Below are 24,726 nucleotides of genomic sequence, written 5' to 3'. Positions count from 1 at the left end.
GACTACGGGGCCTTGCCCACGGTGAGCACCGCGCCCGTGGAGTACGCGGTGAACTCCGGCGCGTACATGGACTGCACCGTCGCCGGCCCCACGCGGAAGGTGCCCGCGAGGTTGGCGCGCAGCCGGTACTTGAACGTGTACTCGCCCACCGGCAGCGCTTCGAAGAAGAAGTTCGTCCCCGAGTCGCGCACCTCCTCGTACCAGACGATGCCCAGGTCCCACTTATGACGGGAGACGGCATTCTCCGGCTCCAGGCCCGCGGCGCGTGGGTCTCGCAGGTGCACGTACTCGGCCGCGTGCTTCGTGCGCAGCGACAGTTGCACCTCCACCTCGTCACCGGGCTGGAGCTTCGCGCCCTCCGCCAGCGGACGCAGCAGCGTCTGGTTGCCTTCGCGCACGCGCACGAAGTAGTGGCGCGACACGTGGAAGAAGTCCCCGCGCTCCTCCTTCGGCAACTCTTCCGTGGAGAAGTGCCACGTCGCGGAGGCGAAGGCGAAGCCCGGCGTCGTCTTCTCCACCACCGTGGTCGCCGTGTCGGCCTTCACCTCCGGCCCGGTGAGCACCACCTGGTTCTTCTTCCCCGTGTACACGTCCGGCGAGAAGACCATGGGCACGACCTTGGGCCCCACCGTCACCTTCAGCTCCTCGCGGATGCCCAGCGCCCCTTCCGCCTCCAGGTAGTTCACCAGCGCGTAGAGCGCCTCCGCCGTGGCGCGCGTGGACTTCCAGTGGCCCAGCTTCTTGTCCAGGAGCAGCCACTGCACCAGGCCCTCGCGGCGCGAGTCCTTGGGGCGCAACTCCGACAGCGTGCGCAGCGCGAACGCGTGCGTCTCCGTGGTGTCGTTGTACCAGAGCCAACTGCGGTCCTCGGGCGCCCAGTACGTCCCCAGCTCCTCCGTCGTCTTCGCCGAATCCATCACGCTGTCCCAGACCTTCAGCGCATCCGGCGTCCGCTTCGCACGGTGCAGCGTGAGCGCCAGGTAGCCCTTGAGGAACGGCGCGTGCTGCTTCCAGTGCTTGAAGGAGAAGTCGAGCATGCGCTGCCGCTCGGCGGGCGTGAGCGCCTCGCCCGTGTAGCGCGCGTCGGGATACGAGGACGCCACGAAGTTGAGGAACGTGAGGAACTCCCAACCTGTGTCCTTCTTCATCAGCTTGTTCGCGTAGTCCTCGCGGAACTGCGTGGCCAGATACGCCCAGGCCCGCGAGGTCATCTGCGGGGGCACTTCCACCCCGTGCTCCATCGCGCGCGACAGGCCGTGGAGGATGTAGACCGTCATGTACGGCGACGGCGGGCCGCCCGGCCACCACGGGAAGCCACCGGACGCCGTCTGCGCCTTGCGCAGCTTCTCCATCGCCGACTGGCGCTCCGCCTGCGCCACCTTCGGATCCAGCACCCGCAGCAGCTTGTCCTCGGACTCGCTTCCGCCCTTCGCCTCCGCGAGCCAGGGCGACTCCTCCAGCGTCATCTTCCGGTTCGGATCCACCGAGTCCCAGGTCTCGAAGCGCGTGGACCGCTGGCTCATCTCCTTCGCAATCTTCGCCACCGCCGGATGCTTCGCGTAGAGGCTGGAGACGATGCCGGAGGACACGAAGCGGTTGAGCGTCTGCTCCGTACACTCGTAGGGGTAGTCCACCAGGTACGGCAGCGCCTGGAGCACCGAGTAGAAGAGCTGCGCGTCCACCGTGACGACCAGTTGCTCGTTCACCCGCGTGGGGTCATCCGAGCGCTTCAGGTCGTCGAACGTCAGCGTCTTGCGGTCCTGGTTGCGCAACGTCACGAAGCGCGACTGGGCCAGGTGCATGCGCCCCGGCAGCACCGGCAGCGGACGCAGCTCGCCGTCGCTGAAGGCGCCCGACTTCGCGACGACACGGAAGGCCACCGGGCCCACGCGCGCGGGCGTGGTGATGGGGAAGCGCAGGTGCGTCCCCTTCCCCGCCGCCACCGTGAAGGACTGCGTGGACGTCTTCAGACCGAAGTCCGCGAGCAGGCTCTTCTGCGTGTCCGGATCCACGATGTCGAACGTGAGCTGGCCCTGCTGCGTGTTGGCCCCCGCGTTGTTCACCACGACCTCCAGCTCCGCGCGGTCCCCCTCGCGCAGGAAGCGCGGCAGGTAGGGACGCACCATCAGCTCCTTCACGCTGCGGGTGGTGCGCTGCGCCGAGCCGCCCTTCAGGTCGCGGGTGAGCGCGTGCACCCAGACGCTCCACGCCGTCACGGAATCCGGCACGGAGAACTCCAGCACCGCCGCGCCGTCCGGTCCGGTGAGGAGCTGCGGAATCCAGAACGCCGTCTCCGCGAAGTTCGAGCGCAGCGGCGGCGGCGGCGCTTCCGGCGCGTTGTTGATCTCGATGACGGAGTACCGCTTCATCTGGAGCTTCGCCTCCGGCTTCGGCGCCATGGACGGGGCCGGAGGGGGCGGAGGAGGAGGCGCACCAGGAGAAGACCGCTCCTCTTCGGACATGTCCGCCTCCCTGGGTGACACGGCCATGGGCAGCGAGCCCCGATAGCGCCGCCCGTAGCCCGGACCGCCCAGTCCGTAGCCGCTGTCGAACTTCAACCGGTCCGCCGATGGATCGCTCAGGGTTCGGCTCTGATCGAGATCGCCGAAGAGCCAGTCCCCTGCGTTGCTGTCCACGGACGAGCGGGTGTCGACCGACGTCGACTTCTGCGGATAGAGCTGCGCCACCTGGGGCGGCGTATGCGGTCCGAAGAGATCCAACGACTGATCGTACATGTACGCGAGCACCTCCGCCGCCCCCGCCTCCAGCTTCGCGCCCTTGGGCCCCTTCACCGTCACACGGAAGGTCTCCTTCGCACCGGGTCGCAGCGTGTCGCGGAACGTGGCGAACTCCACGCTCAGCTCCTTGTCGTCGAAGGGGACGGCCACCGTCTGCTGGAAGCCCAGGTGCTGCCAGTCGCGCACCAGCGACAGCGTCACCGTGAAGCCCCCGCGCAGGGCCTCCGTCACCGGAATCTCCACCACCGCGCGGCCCTGCCCCGCGGTCAGCAGGCGGTGCTCGATGCGCCGGGAGCCCTGGTACACGTCCATCGACAGGGGCTGGCCCTCGTACCCGGAGGCCACCACCAGCCGCGCCACGTCGCCCACCCGCACCGACGACTGCTCCGCCATCAGCACGGCCGGCAGCCCCTTGGGTGCCCGCGCGCCAGCGACCACGAAGTCGTGCTGCGCGAGGGCCTTCTGGCCAAAGGCGTCCGTCGTCTCGTAACGAAGGCGATACGCGCCCGCGCGCAGCGCCGGCAGCTTCACGGCCGCCACACCATCCGCGCCGTGCGTCACCGCGGCCTGGGCCACCTCCGCGCCGTCCTCCCAGTGACGCAGCGTCGACGCCAGGTCGAACCGCTGCTCCCAGCGCGGATTGAGGGCATCCCCGGGCGTGGGCGTCGACTCGCGACGTTCCTGCGCGGAGGCCTCCAGCGGACGCGGCGCGACGACCGGCTCCTCCGAAGGCATCAGTGGGCTGGCGGGATGCTTCAGGGCCACCAGCCGCCAGCGACCCGCGCCGGCCTGCGGAGCCCCATCCAGGTTCGAGCGCACGAGGCGCACGGCCGACGGAAGGTCTTCCCGGACGAAGCCCTGGTCGGACTCCACGCGGCCCTCCACCGACACGAAGCCCAGCCGGAAGGCCCGGCTCGCGGAGCGCGTCTCGCCGCCCTCGTCCGTCAGGTCCGCCTCCACGCGGTAGCGCCATGACACGCCCGGCGTCTTCGCCAGCCGCTCATCCGCCTCCGGGGTGAAGGCCACGGAGAAACCACCGTCCTCCCCCACCGACGCGGAGCCGGACGCCACCAGTTGCGGCGTCGTGGGGATGCGCTCCCAGAACCACCAGGGCGGCAGCACGGGCTCCCGCGACACGCGCCACTTCACCGCGCCGCTCGTCACCGGCAGGCCGAAGAAGTAGCGCGCCTCGCCCTTGAACGTGGCGGGCCGGTTGAGGCGGAGCGAATCCGGTGCGTCCTTCAGCGTCACCTCGAAGGTGGGCCGCTTGTACTCCTCCACGCGCACGGCGGCGTAGCCCGTGGGACTCGTCCGCACGAGCCACCGCCCCAGCGGCCTGCCCATGGGCACCGTGAACTCCCCCGCCACCGAACCGAACGTGTTGGTGCGCACCTCGCGGGTCTCCACCACCTGCCCGTTGGGGTCGGAGAGCGACACCGTCACCGGCGCGTCGGGCATCACCTGATGGCGCTTCGTTCCCTCGTTCGCCAGATAGGTCACCACCTTCCACAGCAACTTCTGCTGCGGCCGGTACACGGCGCGGTCGGTGTAGATCAGCGTCTGCGGCGCCGTGTACGGAGGCCGCTCCGCGTACACGAACACCGCGCCCGGATACACCATCACGCCCTTGCCGCGCCCCAGCACCAGCATCCCGTCCGTGTTCTCGTCCCGGGCCGTCGCTTCGATGACGAGGTCCCCGCGCTCATCCGTGCGGCGGCTGACGACGCCAAAGCGCTGCTTCTGGTAGTCCGGCGTGACGATCCGCACCTCCACGTTCGGAGCACCCGCCCCCGTCGCGCCGTCCACCACGCGCACCTCCGCTCGTCCCGAACCGACGCGGCGGACCACCACGGCCCACGGCGACACGTTCATTGGCAGCGAGATGAGCTGGTTGTCCTTCTCCCGGAAGTCCTCGCGCACGGACATGACCAGCGCGTACACGCCGGGCTTGAGCGGCGGCGGCGTCACGAACGTCCGGTGCGTCTGGAAGTCCGGCGTCTTCGGCAGCACCGTGTTCCACACCGCCTCGGGCTTGCGCGTGTGGATCATCTTGCGCACCTCTTCGCCCGACGCGATGAGCGACAGGTCCTGCCCGGGCTTCACGATCTTCGCTTCCACATCCAGCGCGAACGCCCGGAAGTACACTGCGGCCACGTTGCGGTGGCGCACCTCGATGGAGCGCTTGCCCGCGCCATCCACCTGCATCACGGAGGCGGACAGGTCCGGAGCCTCCAGGGACTTCACCTTCACCCCACAGCGAAGCCCCCCGAACGACTTCGGCCACGCCTCCGCCCCGGCCTTCGCCGCGGCGTGCGCCGACACCTTTCGTCCCGCCTGATCCTCCAGCTCCGCGAGCTGGAGCTGCCCCACCGACCACCACGGCACGTCCCGGAATTCCTTCAGGTGCGCGCTCAGGTGTTCCTGCACGCGCAGTCGGTCCGCGGCGTCGTTGAAGGACGTGGACAGGACGTCATAGCGCCGCAGCCGCGCCTCCAGCGCCGCCTCTCGCCGGCCCGCTGCCAGGTGCCACGCCTCCAGGTCCCCCAGGAGCGCCGCCACCTTCATCAGCGGATGCACCGCCGGATCCACCAGGTCCACCTTCGGCGTGCCCGCCAGGAGCGCGCCCAGGTCCAACCGGTACACCTGCTGCTCCTGCTCCGGGCGCCACAGGTCCGTGCGCTCCAGCAGCTCCACCCACAGGTACGTCACCGCGTCGCGCAGCGTGGAGCGGATGCCGTCCGGGTACGAGTTGGGCTCGATGTACTCCGACAGCGCCTTCACCGGCTCGGTGCCCAGGTCCTGACGCAGCGCCCAGACGGCGGCCTGCGCGCGCTGCGCCTCCGTCACCAACTGGTCCTTCGTCCACGCCTTCAGGTCCACCGGGCCCGTGGACGCCACCTGTTCGCGCTGGCCGATTTCGTAGCCGTACGCGTCCAGGTAGTGCGTGAGCACCGCCGAGTAGAAGAGGTTCAGCGTGGCCCGCGACCGCGCGTCGTCCGGCCAGGGCTGCTCGCGCAGGAAGCGCACCGTCGTCTCGTAGCCGTGCAGCCGCGTGCGGAGCTGCACGGTGCGCACGAGCGCGCGCGTCCACTCGTCCGCGTCCTTCTTCGCCTTCGCGGCGACGAGCCGGGCTTCGGCCCCCTGCGCCGCGGACTCCACCTTGTCGTCCTCGACGAGCTTGTCGATGGCCTTCCACGTCGGGGGCGCCTTCGCCTGGGCCTGCGCGGACGAGGGGTGCAGGAGCGCGAACGACAGCAGGCACAGCACGACGGCGAGCGCACGCGGGCGCGATGGTTCAAACATGGGCGGCACTCTAGACGCCGCCCACCCCGCAGGCGTTCCCTCTTCGCGTCAGGAAGCGACGGGGGCCGCGGGGGTCGCCGGAGCCCGGCGCCGCAGCCCCACCACGTAGACCTCCATGCTGGCGCCGCGCGTGGCCTCCGGCCGCACCACCTTCACCTCTTCGTACAGACGACGCACCTCGTCGCGGAAGTCCTCGAAGTCGCCGCCCATGAAGACCTTGGCCACGAACGTACCCCCGGCCCGGCCGCGCGCCGCCGCCACCTCCAGCGCCTTGCCCGCGAGCCGGAGGCTGCGCGCCTCGTCCGTGCCCTTGATGCCGGACGTCTTGGGCGCCATGTCGGAGATCACCGCGTCGTACGGCCCGTCGTACAGCGCGGCCAGCTTCGCGTCGAAGTCATCCGCCAGCACGTCCAGCACCGCCGTCGTCACCTGCTTCTGGGAGAACGGCCGGATGGCGACGATGTCCACGCCAATGACGCGCCCGGAGACGCCCACGGCGTCCACGAGAATCTGGAGGAAGCCGCCCGGCGCCGCCCCCAGGTCCAGCACCGCCGCGCCCTTCTTCACGGAGGTGGGAAAGCGCTTGAGGATTTCGTCGACCTTGAAGGCCGACCGCGCGCGCAGGCCCTCTTGCTTGGCTTTCTGGAAATAGTGGTCTTTAGGACGGTAGGACTTGCCCATGTCGGACCCCGTCCCTAGCATCCGCTACTGTCTTCGGAAAGCCGGAGCAGTCGCGGCCTGTTCATCGTCCGCGCCAACGGTTTTTCCGGAGGGTTGAGGGCATGGGCACCCGGAGCGTGACAGCGGCCTTGACCATCTCCCTGCTCTTCGCGGGCGGAGCGGCGTTCTGCTACACGCGCGCCGAAACCCTCCAGGCGGAAGGACGGTGGCTGATGGCCCGGAGCAACGCCCAGGCCACCGACTTCGCCCAGAAGCTGGACGGGACGTCCGTGGACGCCCAGCTCAAGACGTTCAAGGAGCGCCGGGGCGTGATGGAGAAGGCCCACCGCTGGCAGCGGGGCATGCTGCTGGGCATCATGGCCGCTGTCCTGTCCGCCCTGTCCGCCTACGTGCTCTTCCTGCTCAAGCGGCTGGACGACCAGCTCCTGGACGCCACCGGTGAGCTGCGCCGGCCCCAGGAAGCCTCCTCGCACCCCACCCCGGCGTTCACGCCCAGCGTCCAGCGCTGAAGGCCCCGGGTTCCCGGATTCTGGCAGGATGCCGCCCCGGCCATTCACGGGGAGGACCTTGCCATGCCCGGTTGCGCGCACTGCGGACGCTCGCTCGACATCATCGCCAATCAGGTGGGCCGCAACGACACCTGCCCGGGCTGTGACGAGGACCTGCGCTCGTGCCGCAACTGCCGGCACTTCGACCTGTCCGTGGCCAAGGCCTGCAAGGAGCCCTTCGCGGAGGTGCCCCGCGACAAGGACGGGGCCAACTTCTGCGAACTGTTCCAGTTGGGCGAAGGCGGCCTGCACCAAAAGGACTCACGCGACGCGCTGCTCAGCGCCGCGGAGTCCCTCTTCCGCAAGAAGTAGCGGCTAGAAGCCGTACAGCTTGGAGATGATCTCCTTCATCACCTCGGAGGTGCCACCGCCGATGGTGATGAGCCGCACGTCCCGCCACATCCGCGCGATGGGCGTCTCCTCAATGTAGCCCATGCCGCCGAAGAACTGCTGGCAGTCGTAGGCCACGCGCTGCGCGAGGTCGCCCGCGAACAGCTTCGCCATGGAGACTTCCTTCACCGGGTTCTCCCCCCGGTCGAAGAGGTCCACCGCGTGGTAGGTGAGCCGCCGCGCCGCCTCCACCGCCGCCAGGTGCTCCACGAACTTGTGGCGCCACACCTGGAATTTGATCAGCGGCCGGCCGAACGCCTCGCGCTCGCCGCCGTACTGGATGGCGTCCTCCAGCATCCGGTCCATGCCGCCCACCGTGGTGATGGCCCCCACCAGGCGCTCGCCCTGGAAGTTCGTCATCACGTGGTAGAAGCCCTGGTTCTCCTCGCCCAGCACGTAGCGGGCCGGGATGCGGCAGTCCTCGAAGTAGAGGATGGCCGTGTCCGAGGACAGGTTGCCAATCTTGTCCAGCTTCTTGGAGACGCTGAACCCCTTCACATCCGTGGGGAACGTCACCAGCGAGATGCCGCCGTAGCCCTGCTCACCCGTGCGCACCGCCAGCGTGATGAAGTCCGCGCGCGTGCCGTTGGTGATCCACATCTTGGAGCCGTTGATGACGTAGTCGTCACCGTCGCGCCGGGCCGTCGTCTTGATGCTCGCCACGTCCGAGCCGCAGCCCGGCTCGCTCACGCCCAGCGCGGCGATGCGCTCGCCCTTGAGCGCGGGCTCCAGGAACTCGCGCTTCTGCTCGTCGGTTCCAATCTCGTTGATGATGGGCGTGGCCATCTGGCTCTGCACCAGGAGCGCCATGTTCACGCCCGCGTTGCGGCTGCGGCTCAGCTCCTCCGCGAACGCCGTCACGTACCAGTAGTCCAGGCCGCTGCCGCCGAACTTGGGGTCGTGGTTGATGCCCAGGAAGCCCAGGTCGCCGCACTTCTTGAAGAGCTCGCGGGGGAAGATTCCCGCGCGATCCCACTCCAGTCCGTACGGCGCCATCTCCTTCTCCACGAAGGCGCGCACCGTCTTGCGAAACGCCTCGTGATCCTCGGTGAACGGATTGAGCATCGCTGGTCCTCGGAAAGTGACTCGGGGGGGGTGTTTCCGGCGTGGATTGACTCGCGAGTCAATAACAGGCGCCGCGTGTCAGCCACAAGCAACGCACGCCGTCCCTTCCCTCCTGCATCGCGTCAAATCATGCTGACGCGATGCGACGCCCCCGGAGCGCAAGCCTCCGGGCAGGCAGGCGGCCCCCAGGGTCCCCTTGAGGGTGGATAGTCCGCATTACGGAGTATCCTCTTGACAGATAATCGAGCATCGGTAATTTCTAGCCCCCAAAGAATATCAGCCGGAGCAGGTATCCGGGCGGGTGATCCGCCGGACAACCGGCAGGAGTTCGGACGCGTGAATCAGCGAATCTTGGCCGCCGTGGTGGCCGTTGCGGTGTCGACGGCAGGGTGCTCGAAGGCGGGGGCGGAGAAGGCGCAGCTTCCGACGCCGCAGGAAGGCGCGAACGCGTTGGGCGTCAAGGCGATTACTCCGGCCACGGAGCTGGCGGCGAACGTGACGCGCGTCACCGGCCAGGTGCGCTCCAAGCAGGAGGCGACGCTGGGTCCGTCCGCCACCGGCACGCTCATGAAGGTGAACGTGCGGGTGGGCGACAAGGTGAAGAAGGGCGACGTGCTGGCGGTGCTGGACACGTCCAACGTGCGCATCGCGGTGGACCAGACGCGCGCGGCCAAGGACATGGCGGACGCGTCGCTGCAGCTTGCCACCAGCACGCTGGAGCGCACGCGCAAGGTCGCCGAGTCCGGCGGCGTCGCGGCCAACGCGCTGGAGCAGGCGGAGATCGGCCAGAAGCAGGCGGCGGCCCAGGCGGCCCAGGCGGGCGCGGCGCTGCGGCTGGCGGAGGAGAACCTGCGCGACCACAACATCACCGCGCCGTTTGACGGCATCATCACCTCGCGCACGAAGAACGTGGGCGACTCCGTGGCGATGACGCCCTCCACCCCGGTGTTCTCCATCGTGGACGCCGACGGGCTGGAGATCCGGATGCTCGTGCCGGAGTCGGTCATCGACAACGTGATGCCGGGCACCGTGACGCCGGGCGTCGTGAACCCCAGCGGCATGCGCTTCGAGGCGAAGGTCGCCAACGTGGGCGCCGTCATCGACGCGCAGAGCCGCACCGTGGAGGTGCTGGCGGACGTGACGGGCAAGACGGAGCGCCCGCTGCGCCCGGGCGCGCTCGTGGAGATGGACTTCTCCAAGGCCGCGGGTGACTCCGGCAACGGCCTGTTCCTGCCCTCGCAGGCGGTCAGCGCCAAGGGCCAGGACGGCTTCGTGTGGGTGGTGCAGGACGGCACCGTGCGCAAGCGCGACGTGCGCGTGCAGCGCGTGCTGCCGGGCTACGTGAAGGTGTTGCAGGGCCTCACGGCGGAGGAGCGCGTGCTCGCCGACGCCTCGCTGGACGTCAAGGAGGGGACCGCGGTGCGCGTCGCGCAGTAGCGCGAACGCCGGTCCCTTCCTTCCCTCCCCTTTCCTTCGGGTACCTGAAGAATGCTCAAGACCTTCATTACACGGCCCATCTTCACCGCCATGCTGATGCTGGCGGTGGTGGTGTTCGGCTTGTTCGCCTATCCGCGCATCGGCGTGGACCAGTTCCCTGACGTGGACTTCCCCGTCGTCACGGTGACGACGATCCTCCCGGGCGCCGACCCGGAGTCCATGGAGAAGAACGTCTCCGACCCGCTGGAGGAGGCGCTCAACACGCTCAACGGCGTGGACACGCTGCGCTCCGTCAACCTGGAGAGCGTTTCGCAGATCGTCGTGCAGTTCAAGCTGTCCACCAAGGTGGAGGTCGCCGCCCAGGACGTGCGCGACCGCGTGCAGGCGACGCTCAGCAAGCTGCCGGACGAGGTGGAGACGCCGGTCGTCGAGAAGTTCGACATCGGCGCGGCCCCCATCATCACCCTCGCGCTGGCGGGTCCCCTTCCCGTGGACGAGCTGACGCGCGTCGCGGACGACATCGTGAAGCCCGCCCTGCAGCGTCAGCCGGGCGTGGGCAGCATCGACATCGTCGGTGGCCGTGAGCGGGAGATCCAGTTGGTGGTGGACCCGCAGCGGCTGCGCGGCTTCGGCCTGGCCATCAGCGACGTCAGCCAGGCGCTCAAGGCGCAGAGCCTGGACGTCCCGGGTGGCCGCAGCACGGACAGCGGCCGCGAGCGCATCGTGCGCCTGACCTCCGAAGCCAAGAGCGTGGACGACATCCGGGAGATCGTCATCTCCAGCATGGGCGGCTCGCCCGTGCGCGTGCGCGACATTGCGGAGGTGGTGGACGGCCCCGCGGAGCAGCGCTCCAGCGCCAAGAGCGGGGATCGCAACGCCGTGGCGCTCGTGGTGCGCAAGCAGTCCGGCTCCAACACCGTGCAGGTGGCGGACCTGGTGAAGGAGTCGCTGGACGACATGAACAAGCTGCTGCCCGCGGGCGTGCAGGTGGAGACCGTGACGGACAACGCGCGGTTCATCCGTTCATCCATCCACGCGGTGCAGGAGGACCTCATCCTGGGCGGCGTGCTGGCCGTGCTCATCGTGCTCGTGTTCCTGCGCAACCTGCGCTCCACCATCGTGGCGGCCGTCGCGCTGCCGGTGTCCGTCATCGGTACGTTCGCGGTGATGGCGGCGCTGGGCTTCACCTTCAACATGATCACGATGCTGGCGCTGACCCTGTCCATCGGTCTGCTCATCGACGACGCCATCGTGGTCATCGAGAACATCGTGCGTCACATGGAAGAGGGCGCCTCGCCCATGCAGGCCGCGCTGGAGGGCGCCGGACAGATTGCCCTCGCGGTGCTCGCGGTGACGCTGGCCATCGTGGCGGTGTTCATCCCGGTGGCCTTCATGGACGGCATGATCGGCAAGTTCTTCTACCAGTTCGGTGTCACGGTGGCGGTGGCGACGCTCATCTCCTACGTGGTGTCGATGACGCTCACGCCCATGCTGTCCTCCAAGCTGCTGCGCGAGCACGGCCACCCGACGGGCGTCTCCGCGGCGGTGGAGAAGGTGCTCGTGGGCATGGAGAACGGCTACCGCCGCATCCTGGGCGCCATCCTCAAGCACCGCGCGCTGACGATGATCGCCGCCGTGCTGGTGCTCTTCGCCACCTTCGGAATGATGCGGTTCCTCAAGTTCACGTTCATCCCGGAGCAGGACAACGGCAACATCAAGCTCACGGTGGAGCTGCCCATCGGGTCCACCATCCAGGAGACCCAGGCCCAGTTGGACACGCTGGAGGCGCAGGTGCGCGCCATCCCCGGCGTCACCTCCACGTTCACCACCGCGGGCGGCGGCGTGCAGGAAGAGGTCCACAAGGGCGAGGTGCTCATCAACCTGTCGGCCGTGAAGGACCGCAGCTTCAAGCAGAGCGACCTGAAGACGTACCTGCGCCAGAACATGCACGCGCCCAAGGGCGTCATCCTGTCCGTGCAGGACATCTCCGGCGTGGCCGGCGGCGGCGCCCGTTCGCAGGCGGTGCAGTACAACCTGCGCGGCGACAACTGGAAGGAGCTGACGGAGTCCGCGGAGAAGATGCGCCAGGAGATGCTGAAGAACCCGGGCCTCACCGACGTGGACATGACGTACCGCTCCGGCAAGCCGCAGTACGACGTGCAGGTGGACCGCGACCGCGCGGCCACGCTGGGCATCCCGGCCGCGTCCCTGGGCGCCACGCTGCGCGCCTACCTGGGCCGCGACAAGGTGCTGGACTACCGCGAGGGCGGTGAGACGTACGAGGTGAAGCTGCGCCTCACGCCGGAGACGCTGGCGTCCGCGGACGCGCTCGGCCAACTCGCCGTGCGCTCGCCCACGGGGCAGTTGGTGGAGTTGCGCAACGTGGCGAAGATCACCCCCGCGGACGGCCCGGTGCAGATCGACCGGCAGGCCCAGCAGCGGCAGATCACCATGCTGGCGAACCTGGCGACCGGCTACGCGCTCTCCGACGCCATCACCTACCTGCAGGCCTACTCCACCAAGGAGCTGCCCAAGAGCGTCAGGGGCGAGCTGGAAGGCAACGCGAAGGAGCTGGGCAAGTCGGTGGCCGCCTTCGGCACCGCGCTGCTCTTGGGCATCATCCTCATCTACATGATCCTCGCGGCGCAGTTCGAAAGCCTCATCCACCCCTTCACCATCATGCTGTCGCTGCCCTTCGCCTTCATCGGAGCGATTGGCGGTCTGCTGATCACCGGCCAGTCCATGTCCATGTTCGCCCTCATCGGCGTCATCATGCTCATGGGTCTGGTGGTGAAGAACGGCATCCTCCTGGTCGACTTCACGCTCCAGGTGCGTGAGAAGGGCCGCACGGCGCACGAAGCCCTGCTGGAGGCCGCGCCCATCCGTCTGCGTCCCATCCTCATGACGACCATCGCGATGATCGCCGGCATGATTCCGGTGGCGATCGCGAAGGGCGACGGCGCGGAGACGCGCGCGCCCATGGCCATCACCATCATCGGCGGCCTCATCACCTCCACGTTCCTGACGTTGGGCGTGGTGCCGGTGGTGTACTCGCTGATGGATCAGCTCTCCGCCCGCTTCAGCCGCAAGAAGGACAAGGACGCGGGCTTCGCGGGTGGCGCGGGCCCGGCGCACGGCGCTCCCGGCAACCAGGACCGCGAGCGGGAGGCGGCAGCCGCGGCGGCCGCTCGGGTGGAGACGGCCTGATGCGCCGCCCCACCTCCATCACCCCGCCCCCGGACGCCGACGCGCGCTCCGGGGGGCTGGAGGAGGCCGCGGACGAGCCCGCCGACGAGCTGTCGCCGGCGGACCGTCTGATCCAGGAAGGCGACCAGTCCACGCCGGACTCCCGCCGCTTCATGGCACTCCTCAAGGAACTGGCCAACTTCCGCTCCTTGAGGGATCCGCTGGCCAGCCTCTGTGACGACATGCGGCTCACCCCCACCCAGGTGCACGCGCTGGGCTGGTTGGGGATGGACGGCCCCACCCAGGTGGGCGTGCTCGCGCAGCGCATCGGCATCACCAAGAAGACCATCACCGGGGTGGTGGACCGGCTGGAGGACATGGGGATGGTGGAGCGTGGACGGGACGCGGAAGACCGCCGCGCCGTCACCGCGAAGCTCACCGACAAGGGCTGTGAGCTCTACAAGATCATCAACCTGATGACCGACTCCGGAGTGCGTCGGCTGATGGGCCTGCTGGAGCCCGCGGACCGGGAGTCGTTGTTCGGCATCATCGAGCGGATGCTCGCACGCCTGAAGAGCGCCTCCCCGGCGCGCTGAAACGGCTGGAAGGTGCGCGGAGGGGCGCGGGCTGCGACACTGGCCCGCGTCCATGCCCCCCTCTTCCGTGGCCCTGCTCGGGTTCATCCTGAGTGCTTCCCCGCCCTCCCCGGTTTCGACGCCCGTCTCCGCGGCCTCGGTGCTCCACGCGCAGTGCCGCACGCACGCCGCGGATCCGAAGAACCCCTGGGCGCTGGCGCACGGCATGGACCTGGACGGCAGGGCCTTCCGCGCCCGCGACGGGCGGCCTGCCTCGGACGCCATCGTCGCGGGATTCCTGCGCCGCGAGTCCACCGACGCGGGGGCTCCGGCGCGCTACGTCTTCGACGCGTTCGCTCCGGATGGCACGCCCGTGGAGCCGCACCCGGCGCTCCAGGTGAAGACGTTCCTGCTCTCCGGCTACCCGCTGTCACACACCTTTCCCGCGTCGTGGGGACCGGTGTCGCTGCGCGATCTGGTGGCGTCGCTCCAGCATGACTTCCGTCCCGCGCTCGCCACCTCGCCTGACGGAGCGTGGGCGCTGGATGCGCTGTCGCACGTGCTCAAGCCTGGAGGCTCGTTCCAGAACGACGCGGGGGAGACGATGCGCATCGACGCGGTGATGGACGCCGCGCTGGGCACGCTGGAGTCCGCCCACTCAGCGCTGGCGGACGGAATGAAGGCCGGCCGCGCGGAGGTGCCCAAGAACAAGCAGGGCATCTACGCGCACCCGTGTGGCGGGCTCCACTTCTTCCAGGCCGTCATGGGCTGGGCCCGCTTCCCCTCGGTGCGCAAGGCGTGGGGCGCGCGGCTGGACGCGCAGGTGGACGTGCTCGTGTACCGGCTCGGCTCCGAGGCCAGGCAGTACGAGGCCGCGCTCGTCGCCGCGCCCGCGTACCGCATCCCGGTGCTGGTGCAGATGGTGAAGTTCTACGGACACTGGCTGGAGGCGCTGGGGCGCTACCGGAACGAGACGGGCTGGAAGCCCACGCCCGCGCAGGCCCGCTCGGTGGCGGAGGCCCGCGCCGCGCTGGAGAGCGCCACCCTGCGGCTGGAGGCCACGGGCGCCTTTCGCGACACCGCGACGCTGGCCCTGAAGGAGCCCCAGCTCGCCCTCGACCTGGTGGGAGACGCGTGTCACGCGGCGCGCGGCTGGGACCTGTGGTCGCCGCCCTCCGGCGCGAAGTGAGCAGGGGCCGTCAAGGCGCCCTCCGGATGCCGCCCCTTCCCTCGCAGGTGGCATCCTTCGCAAGCCACCGCCGGCACCCCTTCACACCCCCAGACGCGAGATCTCCTCGGCCGTGAAGCCCGCCGCTTCGAGGATGGCGCGGGAGTGCTGGCCCAGCGCGGGCGGTGGACGCAGCGGGACTTCCCCCATGCGCAGCGGCGTAAGCAGGTGCGTCACCCGGATGCCTCGCTGCGCATCCTCCGTCTCCACGAAGAGGCCACGGGCACGCAACTGGGCGTCGGACAGCACCTCATCGCCCTCCGCCACCGGCTCCACGCAGAGGTCCGCGCCGGCCAGCAGCTCGCGCCAGTGGGCCAGGGGCTGGCTTTCGAAGATGCGCTTCAGCTCCGCCTTCACGCGCTCACCGGGTTCGCCCGGCACATACGCATCGTCCAGCAGCTCCGGACGGCCCAGCTTCGCCGCGAGCGCGCCGAAGAACTTGGGCTCCAGCGCGCCCACCGCGAGCCAGCGGTTGTCCGCGGTGCGATACAGCCCATAGCTGGGGTAGCCGCCGTTGAGCGCCTCGCGGCCTCGCGTGAGCGGCGTTCCTTGCGCGCCGGTGAACAGGCGCGCGGCCAGGTGCAGGTGCAGGAACGCCAGCGCGCCGTCCGTCATGGACACGTCCACGAAGCGGCCCACGCCCGTGCGCTCCCGTTCGTGCAGCGCGGCGAGGATGCCCACCAGCGCGAACAGGCTGCCGCCTCCAATGTCCGCCACCTGCACGCCCGGGAACGCGGGGGCGCCGTCCGGTTCGCCGCCGTACCCCAGCAGGCCCGCCCGGGCCGCGTAGTTGAGATCATGCCCCGCCTTGAGCCGGTCCGGGCCCGTCTGGCCGTAGCCGGAGATGGCGCAGTAGATGAGGCGCGGGTTCTTCGCGCGCAGCACCGCTTCGCCCACGCCCAGCTTGTCCATGACGCCGGGCCGGAAGCTCTCCACCAGCACGTCGTAGTGGGCCACGAGGCGCAGGAGCGCGTCCCGCCCCTCCGGCGTCTTGAGGTTGAGCGCCAGCGAACGCTTGTTGCGGTGCAGCCCGTAGAAGAGCGCGCCCTCGCCGTCGCGGTGGGGCGGCATGTGGCGGGTGGCATCCCCCACGTCCGGATCCTCCACCTTGTCGACGGTGGCCCCCAGGTCCGCCAGCACCAGCGTCGCGTAGGGGCCGGGCAGCAGGCGCGACAAGTCCAACACGCGCAGGCCCGCGAGGGGCGATGACGTCGGAGACATGAGGGGGGTACTCCAGGAGGAGGAGGTTGAAACGGAAGACGGCGCGTTCCCCTGGAAGGAAACGCGCCGCCGACTCGACACGGGAAAAGCGTGCCGGCTTCGTGATCAGCCGAGCAGCTTCGCGAGCTTCATCGCGAGGCCCATGTCCATCGGCTTGAACTTGAGCTTGCCCTGCATCGCGGCCATCTGCGCGTTCAGCTTCTTCTCGCGGATCTTCACGAAGTCGTCGTTGCTGACGGTGACGACCATCTTCGGCGCGTCGTGGAGACCTTCGGTCACCCAGCCCTCGGACTTGGTGGCGTCCAGCGTCCACTTGCCACCGCCGTCACCTCCGATGTCGAAGTTGATCACGGCGTTGATGTCCTTCGCCAGCTCCGGCTTCTCCTTCAGGACGGCGGGAATGTCGGTCTCGATGATGTCCTTCGCGGTCGCCATGGCTCGCTCCTTTTTCAGCGTTGATTGGTGAATCAATACCGCGCGGACCGTAACGGCGGCTCCCCCGTCGGGTCAAGCACGGGAGACATCCGTGTCAGGCCTGCGTCGTTTCCACCACCGGGTTGAGCGAGTGGCGGACCATGGCGAGCAGGTCGTTGAGTTCAAACGGCTTGGCCAGGTGCCCCACCGCGCCAATGTCCTTGGCCTTGCTGCCGACGTTGCGATCCGCGCTCAGGACGATGAGCGGAATCGACGCGACGGACGGCTTCTGGCGCATGCGCTGGGCGAACTCCCACCCGTCCATCACCGGCATCATCAGGTCCAACAGGATGAGCTGCGGCGGGTCCGGCTCCAGACGCTCCAGGGCTTCCTTTCCGTTTCGGGCGCGGCGGATTTCGAAGCCCTCGGCTTCGAGGATCTCCGAAAGGGCCTCCAGGATGTCGGGATCATCATCCACGACGAGAACCACGGGCGAACCAGTCTGCTGTGCGTTGAGCGAGGTCAGAGGTGTCTCCTCGATGCCGCTTCCGGAATCTAGCTTCCACCATCCGAGGACCGTCTGGCGCAAGAAATTAAGGCGCCCCCTCTCGTAGCGGGAGCCCGTTGCAAAACCGACAGTCACTGCGCACCCTTCCGGAGACCCGAATAAGGGCAGGGGGAGGTCCGCGTGACATGGATGGGGGAAACAGAGGCAGGCCACGAGCCAGCACCCGGCCTCGTGCTCCTGTCGCGTCAGGGGACACCGCGCCTGCTTGGCCCCCTGCTGCTTGAACACCTGGGTCTGGAGGCGCTGCCGCCGCTCGTGGCCGCGGACGGCCTGGACGGCCTGCTGACGGCCGCGGGCTTCCACCCGCGCGAAGGCGTCCGGGGCGTGTGGGAGCGTGAAGGCCGCGCGCTGTTGGCGGGCGAGGAAGCGCTGGAGGACGGCGGTCGGCTGGTGTGGACGCGGCCGGTGCCCTGGAGCTCCGAGCGGGTGGCGGAGCGCGTGCGCTACCTGTCACTCGCGTCGCACGACCTGCGCGGGTCCCTGGCCAACATCCGCTCGTACGCGGCGCTGCTGCTCAACGGGCGCGTTCCGCTGGAGCCCAAGGCGCAGCGTGGCCTGGAGACCATCCTGCGCAACGCGGACCGCTCGCTGTCCTTCGCCCAGGACTTCTTCGATTCGAGCCGCGCGGAGCTGGGCGCGCTGGCCTGTGAGCGTGAGCGCCAGCCGCTGCTCCCCATCCTGGACGCGGCGGTGGAGCGCATGCGGGCCGCGTCCTCCGCCGCCAGCGTGGCGCTGGTGATGGATCCGCTGCCGGACCTGCCCGACGTGGAGGTGGACGCGGGCCGCATCCAGCACGCGGTGGAGGCCTTCGTGCACCACCATCTGGTGCGCGCGCAGCCCGGCGAGGAGCTTCACGTCCGGGCCGTCAGCCTGGGACCCCAGGTGCGGGTGGAGGTGCGCCGCGATGGCGCGCCCGTTCCGGAAGAGGACATCGCCGCCGTCTTCCAGTGCGAGGAGCGCGCGTTCCGCGAGCGCAAGCTGGAGGATCCGCTGCGCATCTTCCTGGCCCGGCAGGAGGTGGAGGCGCACGGCGGCCAGGTCGGTGCCCAGACGGACGCGGGCGGCAGCACCCTCTTCCTCACGCTGCCGGTGTCGTTGGTCCGTGAACTCGCGCATCCAGCGGGCTGGCAGGCGTGAGCAGCCCGGGTGGGAGTTGCTAGCGCGACCCACCTCCCACCGCTATGCTCCAGCGCGCATTGGTGCGAGGAGCGAAGCCATGGGTTTGAAGCTTCCTGAGATTCTTTTGATTTTCGCGGCGCTGCTGCTGCTGTTCGGCGGCTCGCGGCTGCCGCAGCTCGGCTCGTCCCTGGGCAGTGCGCTCCGCAACTTCAAGCGCGGCTTCTCCACCGACGAGAAGGAAGACGTCGAAGAGAAGAAGACGCCGGGCACCCTGTCCGCCGCCTCTGGCGTGGACAAGGACGTGGCGGCCAAGTCTCCCAGCCACCACGCCTGAAGCCGTCCGGGCGGGCCCTGAGGGTCCGTCCTCCAGCGCCGTCACACCCTTGACGCCCGTACCGGGGACCGCGTGAAGCGGCTTCGGACGGGCGTCGGGCTTTCGGTGTCGCACCTACCCACCGCGAAGGCCCCCCGCGCCCCTCACGGGACGCCAGGGAGCCCCGGCGGGGAACTTCAGTCCATCACCTTCGCGCCGTCGTACATGGCGTCGATGGCCGTCTTGTACTTCTGGCTGGCGACCTTGCGCTTCACCTTGAGGGTGGGCGTGAGCTCACCGGACTCCTGCGTGAAGTCCGCGTCCATCACCGCGATCTTCTTGATGCTGGAGTACGGCGGAATCTCCGCGTTCACCTTCTTGATGATCTCCTCGACGGCCGTCTTGATCTCCGGCCGCTGGGAGTTCTGCGCGTAGCTGCCCACCGCGATGCCCTTGTCCTCCAGGAGCTTGCGCGCCGGGTCTTCCGACACGGTGATGAGCGCGACGAGGAACGGACGCTTGTCGCCGTACACCATGGCCTGGCTGATGAGCGGGAACGTCTTGAGCGTGTTCTCGATGTTCTGGGGCGCCACGTTCTTGCCGCCCGCGGTGACGATGATGTCCTTCTTGCGGTCGGTGATGCGCAGGTAGTTGTCCGAGTCCACCTCGCCGATGTCGCCGGTGTGGAACCAGCCATCCGGCTCCAGCACCTCCGCGGTGGCCTCCGGGTTCTTGTAGTAGCCCTTCATCACGCAAGGGCCACGCACGAGAATCTCACCGTCCGCGGCGATCTTGATCTCCGTGCCCGGCACCGGCGGGCCCACGGTGCCGATCTTGATCTTCTCCACGCGGTTGGCGTTGCAGGGGGCGCTCGTCTCCGTCAGGCCGTAGCCCTCCAGCACCTTGAGCTCGAGCAGGTCGAAGAAGTAGGCGATCTTCCGCGACAGCGGCGCGCCGCCGGAGATGAAGATGCGCATGTTGCCGCCCAGCTTCTCATCCAGCGTCTTGCGCACCTTGGAGAAGACCAGCTTCTTCGCCAGGCCGAACATCAGCGTGTTGTATTCGCGGCCCTGCGCCTTGGCCTCGGCGTACTCGTCGAACAGGCCGAAGGCCCAGTTGAAGAGCTTGCCCTTCACGCCGGGCGCCGCGGAGCCGTTGGCGACGACGTTGTTGTAGACCTTCTCGAACACGCGCGGCACCGACGGGAGCACCGTGGGGCGCGTCTCCGCCAGGTTCGCCAGGAGCTTGTCCACCGACTCCGCGATGATGAGGCGGAAGCCCATGGACAGCCACGCGGCCTTCACCACCTGGGCGAACACGTGCGCCAGGGGCAGGAAGAGCATCACCGAGTCCTCGGGCTTCATCATGCCCATGGCCTGGGTGGCCTTCGCTTCATAGGCCCAGTTGCCGTGGGTCAGGATGACGCCCTTGGGGTCGCCCGTGGTGCCGGAGGTGTAGATGAGCAGGTTCGTGTCATCCGACTTCACCGCGGCGATGCGCTGCGCGAAGGACTCCTCGGTGGCCTGGGGGCCGCTCTTGCCGGACGCCATCACGTCCGCGAGCGAAACCTCCATGTCGCCGCTGACCGGACCCTCGAAGACGATGATCTTCTTGAGGGAGGGGATCTCATGCAGCTTGGAGCGCACGCGCGACAGGCGGCCCGCCTGCTTGGCATCCTTCTCGTCGGAGTCGACGAGAAGCATCTTCGTCTCCGAGTGATTCAGGATGTAGCGACATTCATCCGGCGTGTTGGAGTTGTAGATGGGCACCGTGATGCCCTGGGCCGCGCTGATGGCCAGGTCGGCGACGATCCACTGGAGACTGGTGTTGGCGAAGATGGCCACCCGGTCTCCGGGCTGGATGCCCTGGGCGATGAGCCCGGAGGCCAGCCCCTTCACGTCTTCCAGCACCTGGGCGAACGTGACGTCCTGCCAGCGTCCGTCCTTCTTGTGCGTAACGCCCACCTTGGAGGCGTTCTGGGCCCGCTGAACGAGCAACTGGACGAGGTTCTGCTCCTGCGTCCCACCCGCTGCGGGAGCCGTCGTGACCTGACTCTCTGCCCTCACTTGAGCTCCTCCTGGATGTCTGCATCCACCTTCTTGGCCCACTGCTGCACCCGTTGCGCCTCGGCGAGGCTGTACGCGGTGCTTCCCTGCTTGACCTTCTCGATGGCCGCGCTTGCTTCCTTCGCCTTGCCGTCCTTCAACAACGTCTCGGCCAGGTAGTAGTAGGCGCGCAGCGACTGCGGATACTTGGCGATGGCCTTCTCGTAGTACGACACCGACTTCTTCAGGTCGCGCTTCGGCCACGGCAATTCATAGAAGTAGCGACCCTTCACCAGCCAGGGCCCCCCGAAGTCGTACCCCGGGTCCAGCTTCAGCGCGGTGTCCAGGCGCTCGTTGAACTTGCCCTCCAGCCCGTCCCCCAGCGCCTTCATGATGCCCACGGCCTGCGAGTAGGACCCGATGCCACATGCGGCGTAGTAGTGCCCCTCCACGCGCGACGGCTGGAGCTTCGCGGCCTTGTCGCCCTCTTCCCACGTCTGCTTGCCCAGGACCTTCTTGAGCTTTTCGGAGGTGGCGCCGTCCGCCTGCCATTGGAGGATGCGGGCCTTGCGCCACACGAGGTCGAAATCCTCGGGCGCGGCCTTCAATGCATCCCTCAGCCCCGTCTCCAGCGCCTTCACCGATTCCGCGTCGTTGCGTTTGTCGAACAACGCGTCGAGTTGGGTGAGCAGCGCGGGTTCCGCCGCCTGGGCTGGAAGGGCCGCCAAGACCCAAAGGGCTAGCAATTTCAAGCGCATCCTAACGCCTTAACACGCACGCTTGCCCACCAGCAACCGAACGCGCCAGACGCAACGCGGCAAAAAAGAAGACGGGGCCGGGCAAGGTTTGAACAACCCGCCAGACCCCGTCTTTTCTGAACAAAACCCCTGCCCTCCCGGGTGGGACGGCGGGGTTCTGGGACCGCTTCAGGCCGCGTCGGCCGTGGCGGTGTGCTCCTCGTTCTCGTTGAAGGCGAGGAGGTAGCGCTCCAGGAAGTTCTTCGTCTTCAGCTCCACCTGGCGCACGCGCTCGCGCGACACGCCCCAGCGCTGGCCCAGTTCCTCCAGCGTCAGCGGCTTGTCCTGCGTGAGCCGCTCCTGGAGGATGTCCCACCCCAGGTCGCCAATGCGCTTGCGCACCTTGGCCAGGGCCTCCTGCACTTCGGAGTCCTGCTCGCGCGTCAGGAACGACTCCTGGGGCGAGGGCCCGCCGTCCTCCAGCCGGTCGAGGAAGGTGGTTTCGCCCTCCTCGTCGATGGTGGCGTCCAGCGAGAAGTCCACCATGCTGCCCCGCTCCGCCTCGCCGCCGCGCACCTGGCTGCGGTTGTCCTTGAGGTAGCGGGTGATGTAGGCGCGGATCCACCACACGGCATAGGTGGCGAAGCGCACGTTCTTCTTCGGATCGAAGTGCTCGATGGCCTTCATCAGGCCCACGTTGCCTTCCTGGATGAGGTCATCCAGGCGGGCCCCGCGATTGGCGAACTTCTTCGCGACCGCGACCACGAAAGCGAGGTTGGAGCTGGCGAGCGTCTGCCGGGCGCTCTCATCTCCCTTGCGGGCCTGACGCGCGAGTTCGTACTCCTGCTCACGCGTCAACTGGTGGTGCCCGCCCAGGTGACGCAGGTAATGCGAGAGGCCCTCTGCTGCGAACTTCGTCGAGTTGGCCATGATTTCCCGTCCTTCCGTTTCGTTACTGCCGGACGCGATGAATCCCCCGACGAACCGCGTCCATCTGTCTCTAGGACGCGCAACGTCGGAAAGGGTTTCTCATTCCGATGGAGAAGGGCATTTCGCCCGCTTACCCATGTCAAAAGCCCGTCACACGGGCGCCCTCTCATGCCTTGAAAGGTGAGAAGTCCGACGGGTGGGCAGCACCTACGTTTCCGGCCACGGATTCATCAACGCTTGGGAACGGGGAACATTTTCTCCGGGTTGAGCAGGCCTGATGGATCAAAAAAGGCCTTCAGGCGCCGCTGGAGGTCCAGGAGCGCGGGGGCCTGCTCCAGGGCCAGGTATTCCCGCTTGGCGTGCCCCACCCCGTGCTCGCCGGTGATGGTGCCGCCGAGTGCGACAGTGAGCTCCAGCATGCGCCGCAGGGCCTCTTCAACGAGGGGGCGCTGGGCGGGGCCGTCGTAGAGGATGTTGGCGTGCAGGTTGCCGTCGCCCGCATGGCCATACGTGGCCACGGTGAGCCCCAGCTCCTCGCCCATCTTCTTGAGCCGCTCGATGATCTCGGGAATTTTCGAGCGGGGGACCACGATGTCCTCCGAAATCTTCGCGGCCTTGAGCGCGCGCAACGCGGGGGAAATCACCCGCCGCGCGGCCCACAGCTTCTCGCGCTGGGCTTCGTCCTGGGCCACCAGGGTCTGGGTGGCCCCGTGTGATTCACAAATGCCCCCAAGCTGGGTGAGCTCCGCGAACACCCCTTCGGAGGAATTGCCGTCCACCTCCGCGATGAGGGCGGCGCCCGCGTCCGGGGGGAACTGGAAGCTGCCCCGGTGGACGATGGCCTGGACGGCGACCTCGTCGATGAGCTCCAGGCACCGGGGCAGGATGCCGGCGGCGAGCACGGCGGAGACGCCCCGGGCCGCGTGCAGCACGGAGGGGAACACCACCAGCGCGGTCATCACCTGGCGCGGCAGGGGGATGAGCTGCACGGTGATTTCGGTGGCGACGCCGAGCGTGCCCTCGGAGCCCACGAAGAGCCCCACGAGGTCATAGCCGGCCACGCCCTTGATGGTGCGCCGGCCCACGCGCAGCACCTCGCCGTCCGGCATCACCCACTCCAGGCCGATGACGTAGTCGCGCGTGACGCCGTACTTGAGGGCGCGGGGGCCACCAGCGTTCTCCGCCACGGTGCCGCCCAGGGTGCAGAACTCCCAGGAGTTCGGGTCGGGGGGATAGAAGAGCCCCTGCGCTTCCACGGCCTTCATCAGGTCGCCCGTGATGACGCCGGGCTCCACCACCGCGGTGAGGTCTTCTGAAGAGATGGAGCGGATGCGGTTCATGCGCTCCAGGCTCACCACCACGCCGCCTCGCAGGGGCAGCGACCCACCGCTTTTGCCGCTGCGCGCGCCGCACGGGGTGAAGGGCACGCCGTGGGCCTGACACGCCTTGAAGATGGCGGACACCTGGGCGGTGTTCTCCGGCAGGAGGACGACGTCGGGCGGGTAGACGCCGCTGTCGGACTCGTCGCGCGCGTAGGCATCAAGCGAGGCCTCGTCGCGCCGCACCTGCCCTTGCGCCAGCACGTCCGACAGGGCCTCCAGGACCTTCGCCACCCGCTCGGGTGCCACCCGTTCGAAGGTCTGGCCCGCCGGGTTCATCGCCGGGCCCCCAGGCGGGCCCACAGTTCGCGGCGCAGGGGACCGTCGCGGCGCAGTTGGCCCTCGTAGGCTTCGGAGTGTGTGACGGCGTCGCGCTGGTGATCCGCCCTCAACCGCAGACACGCCTGCTCCGCCTCCAGGATGCAGGCGGTGGCGGGGCTGCCGAGCACCCGGGCGAGGGCATGGGCCACCTGCCGGGCCAGGTCCTCCTGGAGGATGAGCCGGTGCGCGAAGCAGTCCACCAGCGCCGCCAGCCGGCCGAAGCCCACCACGCGCGCACCGGGCACGTAGGCCACGTGGGCGCGGCCGGTGAAGGGCAACAGGTGGTGCGGGCACATGGAGTGGAAGTGCAGGTCCGAGACGACGACCAGTTCCCCGGACGAGTTCGCGGGGGCGGGATAGGTCTTTCCGAGCACCTCCTCCGGCGTGCGGGCGTAGCCGTCGAGGAAGCCGTGCGTCCACACGTCGGCCACGCGCGTCGGGGTGTCCACCAGGTTTTCGTCCTGGAGGGGGAGGCCTGCGGCGGTGAGGAAGTCGCGCACCGCCCGGGCCATGGCGGCGGGATCCGGC

Annotated in this window: 19 protein-coding genes; 8 read left to right on the top strand and 11 right to left on the bottom strand. The window is 68.6% G+C overall.

Annotation, left to right across the window (positions count from 1 at the left end):
- Positions 1-2: 2 nt before the first annotated feature.
- Both D7V88_RS07240 and D7V88_RS07235 read right to left on the bottom strand, forming a co-directional pair.
- Positions 3-6,041 carry an alpha-2-macroglobulin family protein gene (locus tag D7V88_RS07240; protein ID WP_120539870.1) on the bottom strand — a complete coding sequence of 2,013 codons (6,039 nt, stop codon included), beginning with the start codon at positions 6,039-6,041 and terminating at the stop codon, positions 3-5.
- A 48-nt stretch (positions 6,042-6,089) separates the two neighbouring features.
- On the bottom strand, positions 6,090-6,743 hold the full coding sequence (locus D7V88_RS07235) for an SAM-dependent methyltransferase (protein ID WP_120539869.1): 654 nt from the start codon (positions 6,741-6,743) through the stop codon (positions 6,090-6,092).
- Positions 6,744-6,823: 80 nt separating this feature from the next.
- Here D7V88_RS07235 and D7V88_RS07230 point away from each other — a divergent pair, with 80 nt between their 5' ends.
- A complete protein-coding gene (locus tag D7V88_RS07230) occupies positions 6,824-7,231 on the top strand; it encodes a hypothetical protein (protein WP_120539868.1) in 408 nt (135 codons plus the stop codon).
- Between the two features lie 63 nt (positions 7,232-7,294).
- Complete coding sequence (locus D7V88_RS07225) at positions 7,295-7,582, top strand: hypothetical protein (protein ID WP_120539867.1); 288 nt, start codon at positions 7,295-7,297, stop codon at positions 7,580-7,582.
- A 3-nt stretch (positions 7,583-7,585) separates the two neighbouring features.
- Here D7V88_RS07225 and D7V88_RS07220 read toward each other — a convergent pair whose 3' ends face one another.
- Positions 7,586-8,725 (bottom strand): acyl-CoA dehydrogenase family protein, encoded by a 1,140-nt coding sequence (locus tag D7V88_RS07220; RefSeq protein WP_120539866.1) that lies wholly within the window; start codon positions 8,723-8,725, stop codon positions 7,586-7,588.
- A 336-nt stretch (positions 8,726-9,061) separates the two neighbouring features.
- On the opposite strand from D7V88_RS07220, the gene D7V88_RS07215 reads away from it, so the two are divergent.
- From D7V88_RS07215 to D7V88_RS07200, 4 genes are read left to right on the top strand one after another with little or no spacing between them, the layout of a single operon-like run.
- Positions 9,062-10,162, top strand: a complete 1,101-nt coding sequence (locus D7V88_RS07215; protein WP_120539865.1) for an efflux RND transporter periplasmic adaptor subunit — start codon at positions 9,062-9,064, stop codon at positions 10,160-10,162.
- A 51-nt stretch (positions 10,163-10,213) separates the two neighbouring features.
- Positions 10,214-13,369, top strand: a complete 3,156-nt coding sequence (locus D7V88_RS07210) for an efflux RND transporter permease subunit (protein WP_120539864.1) — start codon at positions 10,214-10,216, stop codon at positions 13,367-13,369.
- Positions 13,369-13,944 (top strand): MarR family winged helix-turn-helix transcriptional regulator, encoded by a 576-nt coding sequence (locus tag D7V88_RS07205; RefSeq protein WP_120539863.1) that lies wholly within the window; start codon positions 13,369-13,371, stop codon positions 13,942-13,944. The genes D7V88_RS07210 and D7V88_RS07205 overlap by 1 nt, the downstream gene beginning before the upstream one ends.
- Before the next feature lie 52 nt (positions 13,945-13,996).
- Positions 13,997-15,112, top strand: coding sequence for a hypothetical protein (locus tag D7V88_RS07200; protein WP_120539862.1), 1,116 nt, complete (start codon positions 13,997-13,999; stop codon positions 15,110-15,112).
- A gap of 81 nt (positions 15,113-15,193) precedes the next feature.
- Here the strand turns inward: D7V88_RS07200 and D7V88_RS07195 are convergent, their stop codons facing one another.
- The 3 genes from D7V88_RS07195 to D7V88_RS07185 all read right to left on the bottom strand — a co-directional run bounded on the left by D7V88_RS07195 (position 15,194) and on the right by D7V88_RS07185 (position 17,276).
- Entirely contained in the window at positions 15,194-16,372 is a 1,179-nt protein-coding gene (locus tag D7V88_RS07195; protein WP_120539861.1) for a CaiB/BaiF CoA transferase family protein, read from the bottom strand.
- Positions 16,373-16,477: 105 nt separating this feature from the next.
- Positions 16,478-16,807 (bottom strand): SCP2 sterol-binding domain-containing protein, encoded by a 330-nt coding sequence (locus D7V88_RS07190; RefSeq protein ID WP_120539860.1) that lies wholly within the window; start codon positions 16,805-16,807, stop codon positions 16,478-16,480.
- A 94-nt stretch (positions 16,808-16,901) separates the two neighbouring features.
- Positions 16,902-17,276 (bottom strand): response regulator, encoded by a 375-nt coding sequence (locus D7V88_RS07185; RefSeq protein WP_120539859.1) that lies wholly within the window; start codon positions 17,274-17,276, stop codon positions 16,902-16,904.
- 207 nt (positions 17,277-17,483) lie between these two features.
- Between D7V88_RS07185 and D7V88_RS07180 the strand changes: the two genes are divergently transcribed.
- Both D7V88_RS07180 and D7V88_RS07175 read left to right on the top strand, forming a co-directional pair.
- Positions 17,484-18,491, top strand: a complete 1,008-nt coding sequence (locus tag D7V88_RS07180) for a sensor histidine kinase (protein WP_120539858.1) — start codon at positions 17,484-17,486, stop codon at positions 18,489-18,491.
- A gap of 79 nt (positions 18,492-18,570) precedes the next feature.
- A complete protein-coding gene (locus D7V88_RS07175; RefSeq protein WP_120539857.1) occupies positions 18,571-18,807 on the top strand; it encodes a twin-arginine translocase TatA/TatE family subunit in 237 nt (78 codons plus the stop codon).
- Between the two features lie 176 nt (positions 18,808-18,983).
- Here D7V88_RS07175 and D7V88_RS07170 read toward each other — a convergent pair whose 3' ends face one another.
- The 5 genes from D7V88_RS07170 to folE all read right to left on the bottom strand — a co-directional run.
- Positions 18,984-20,852 carry an AMP-dependent synthetase/ligase gene (locus D7V88_RS07170; RefSeq protein WP_120539856.1) on the bottom strand — a complete coding sequence of 623 codons (1,869 nt, stop codon included), beginning with the start codon at positions 20,850-20,852 and terminating at the stop codon, positions 18,984-18,986.
- A complete protein-coding gene (locus D7V88_RS07165) occupies positions 20,849-21,559 on the bottom strand; it encodes a tetratricopeptide repeat protein (RefSeq protein ID WP_341870658.1) in 711 nt (236 codons plus the stop codon). The genes D7V88_RS07170 and D7V88_RS07165 overlap by 4 nt, the downstream gene beginning before the upstream one ends.
- A 198-nt stretch (positions 21,560-21,757) precedes the next feature.
- A complete protein-coding gene (locus D7V88_RS07160) occupies positions 21,758-22,498 on the bottom strand; it encodes a sigma-70 family RNA polymerase sigma factor (protein WP_120539854.1) in 741 nt (246 codons plus the stop codon).
- A gap of 230 nt (positions 22,499-22,728) precedes the next feature.
- Positions 22,729-24,156, bottom strand: coding sequence for an FAD-binding oxidoreductase (locus D7V88_RS07155; RefSeq protein WP_120539853.1), 1,428 nt, complete (start codon positions 24,154-24,156; stop codon positions 22,729-22,731).
- Positions 24,153-24,726, bottom strand: a 574-nt coding sequence (gene folE, locus D7V88_RS07150) for a GTP cyclohydrolase I (RefSeq protein ID WP_244238036.1), incomplete at its 5' end; no start/stop codon positions are given. The genes D7V88_RS07155 and folE, both read right to left, overlap by 4 nt.

The sequence above is a fragment of the Corallococcus terminator genome (genome assembly GCF_003611635.1).
Taxonomy (GTDB): domain Bacteria; phylum Myxococcota; class Myxococcia; order Myxococcales; family Myxococcaceae; genus Corallococcus; species Corallococcus terminator.
The sequence above is the reverse complement of the archived record's forward strand: the minus strand, read 5'-3'. Positions and strand labels throughout refer to the sequence as shown.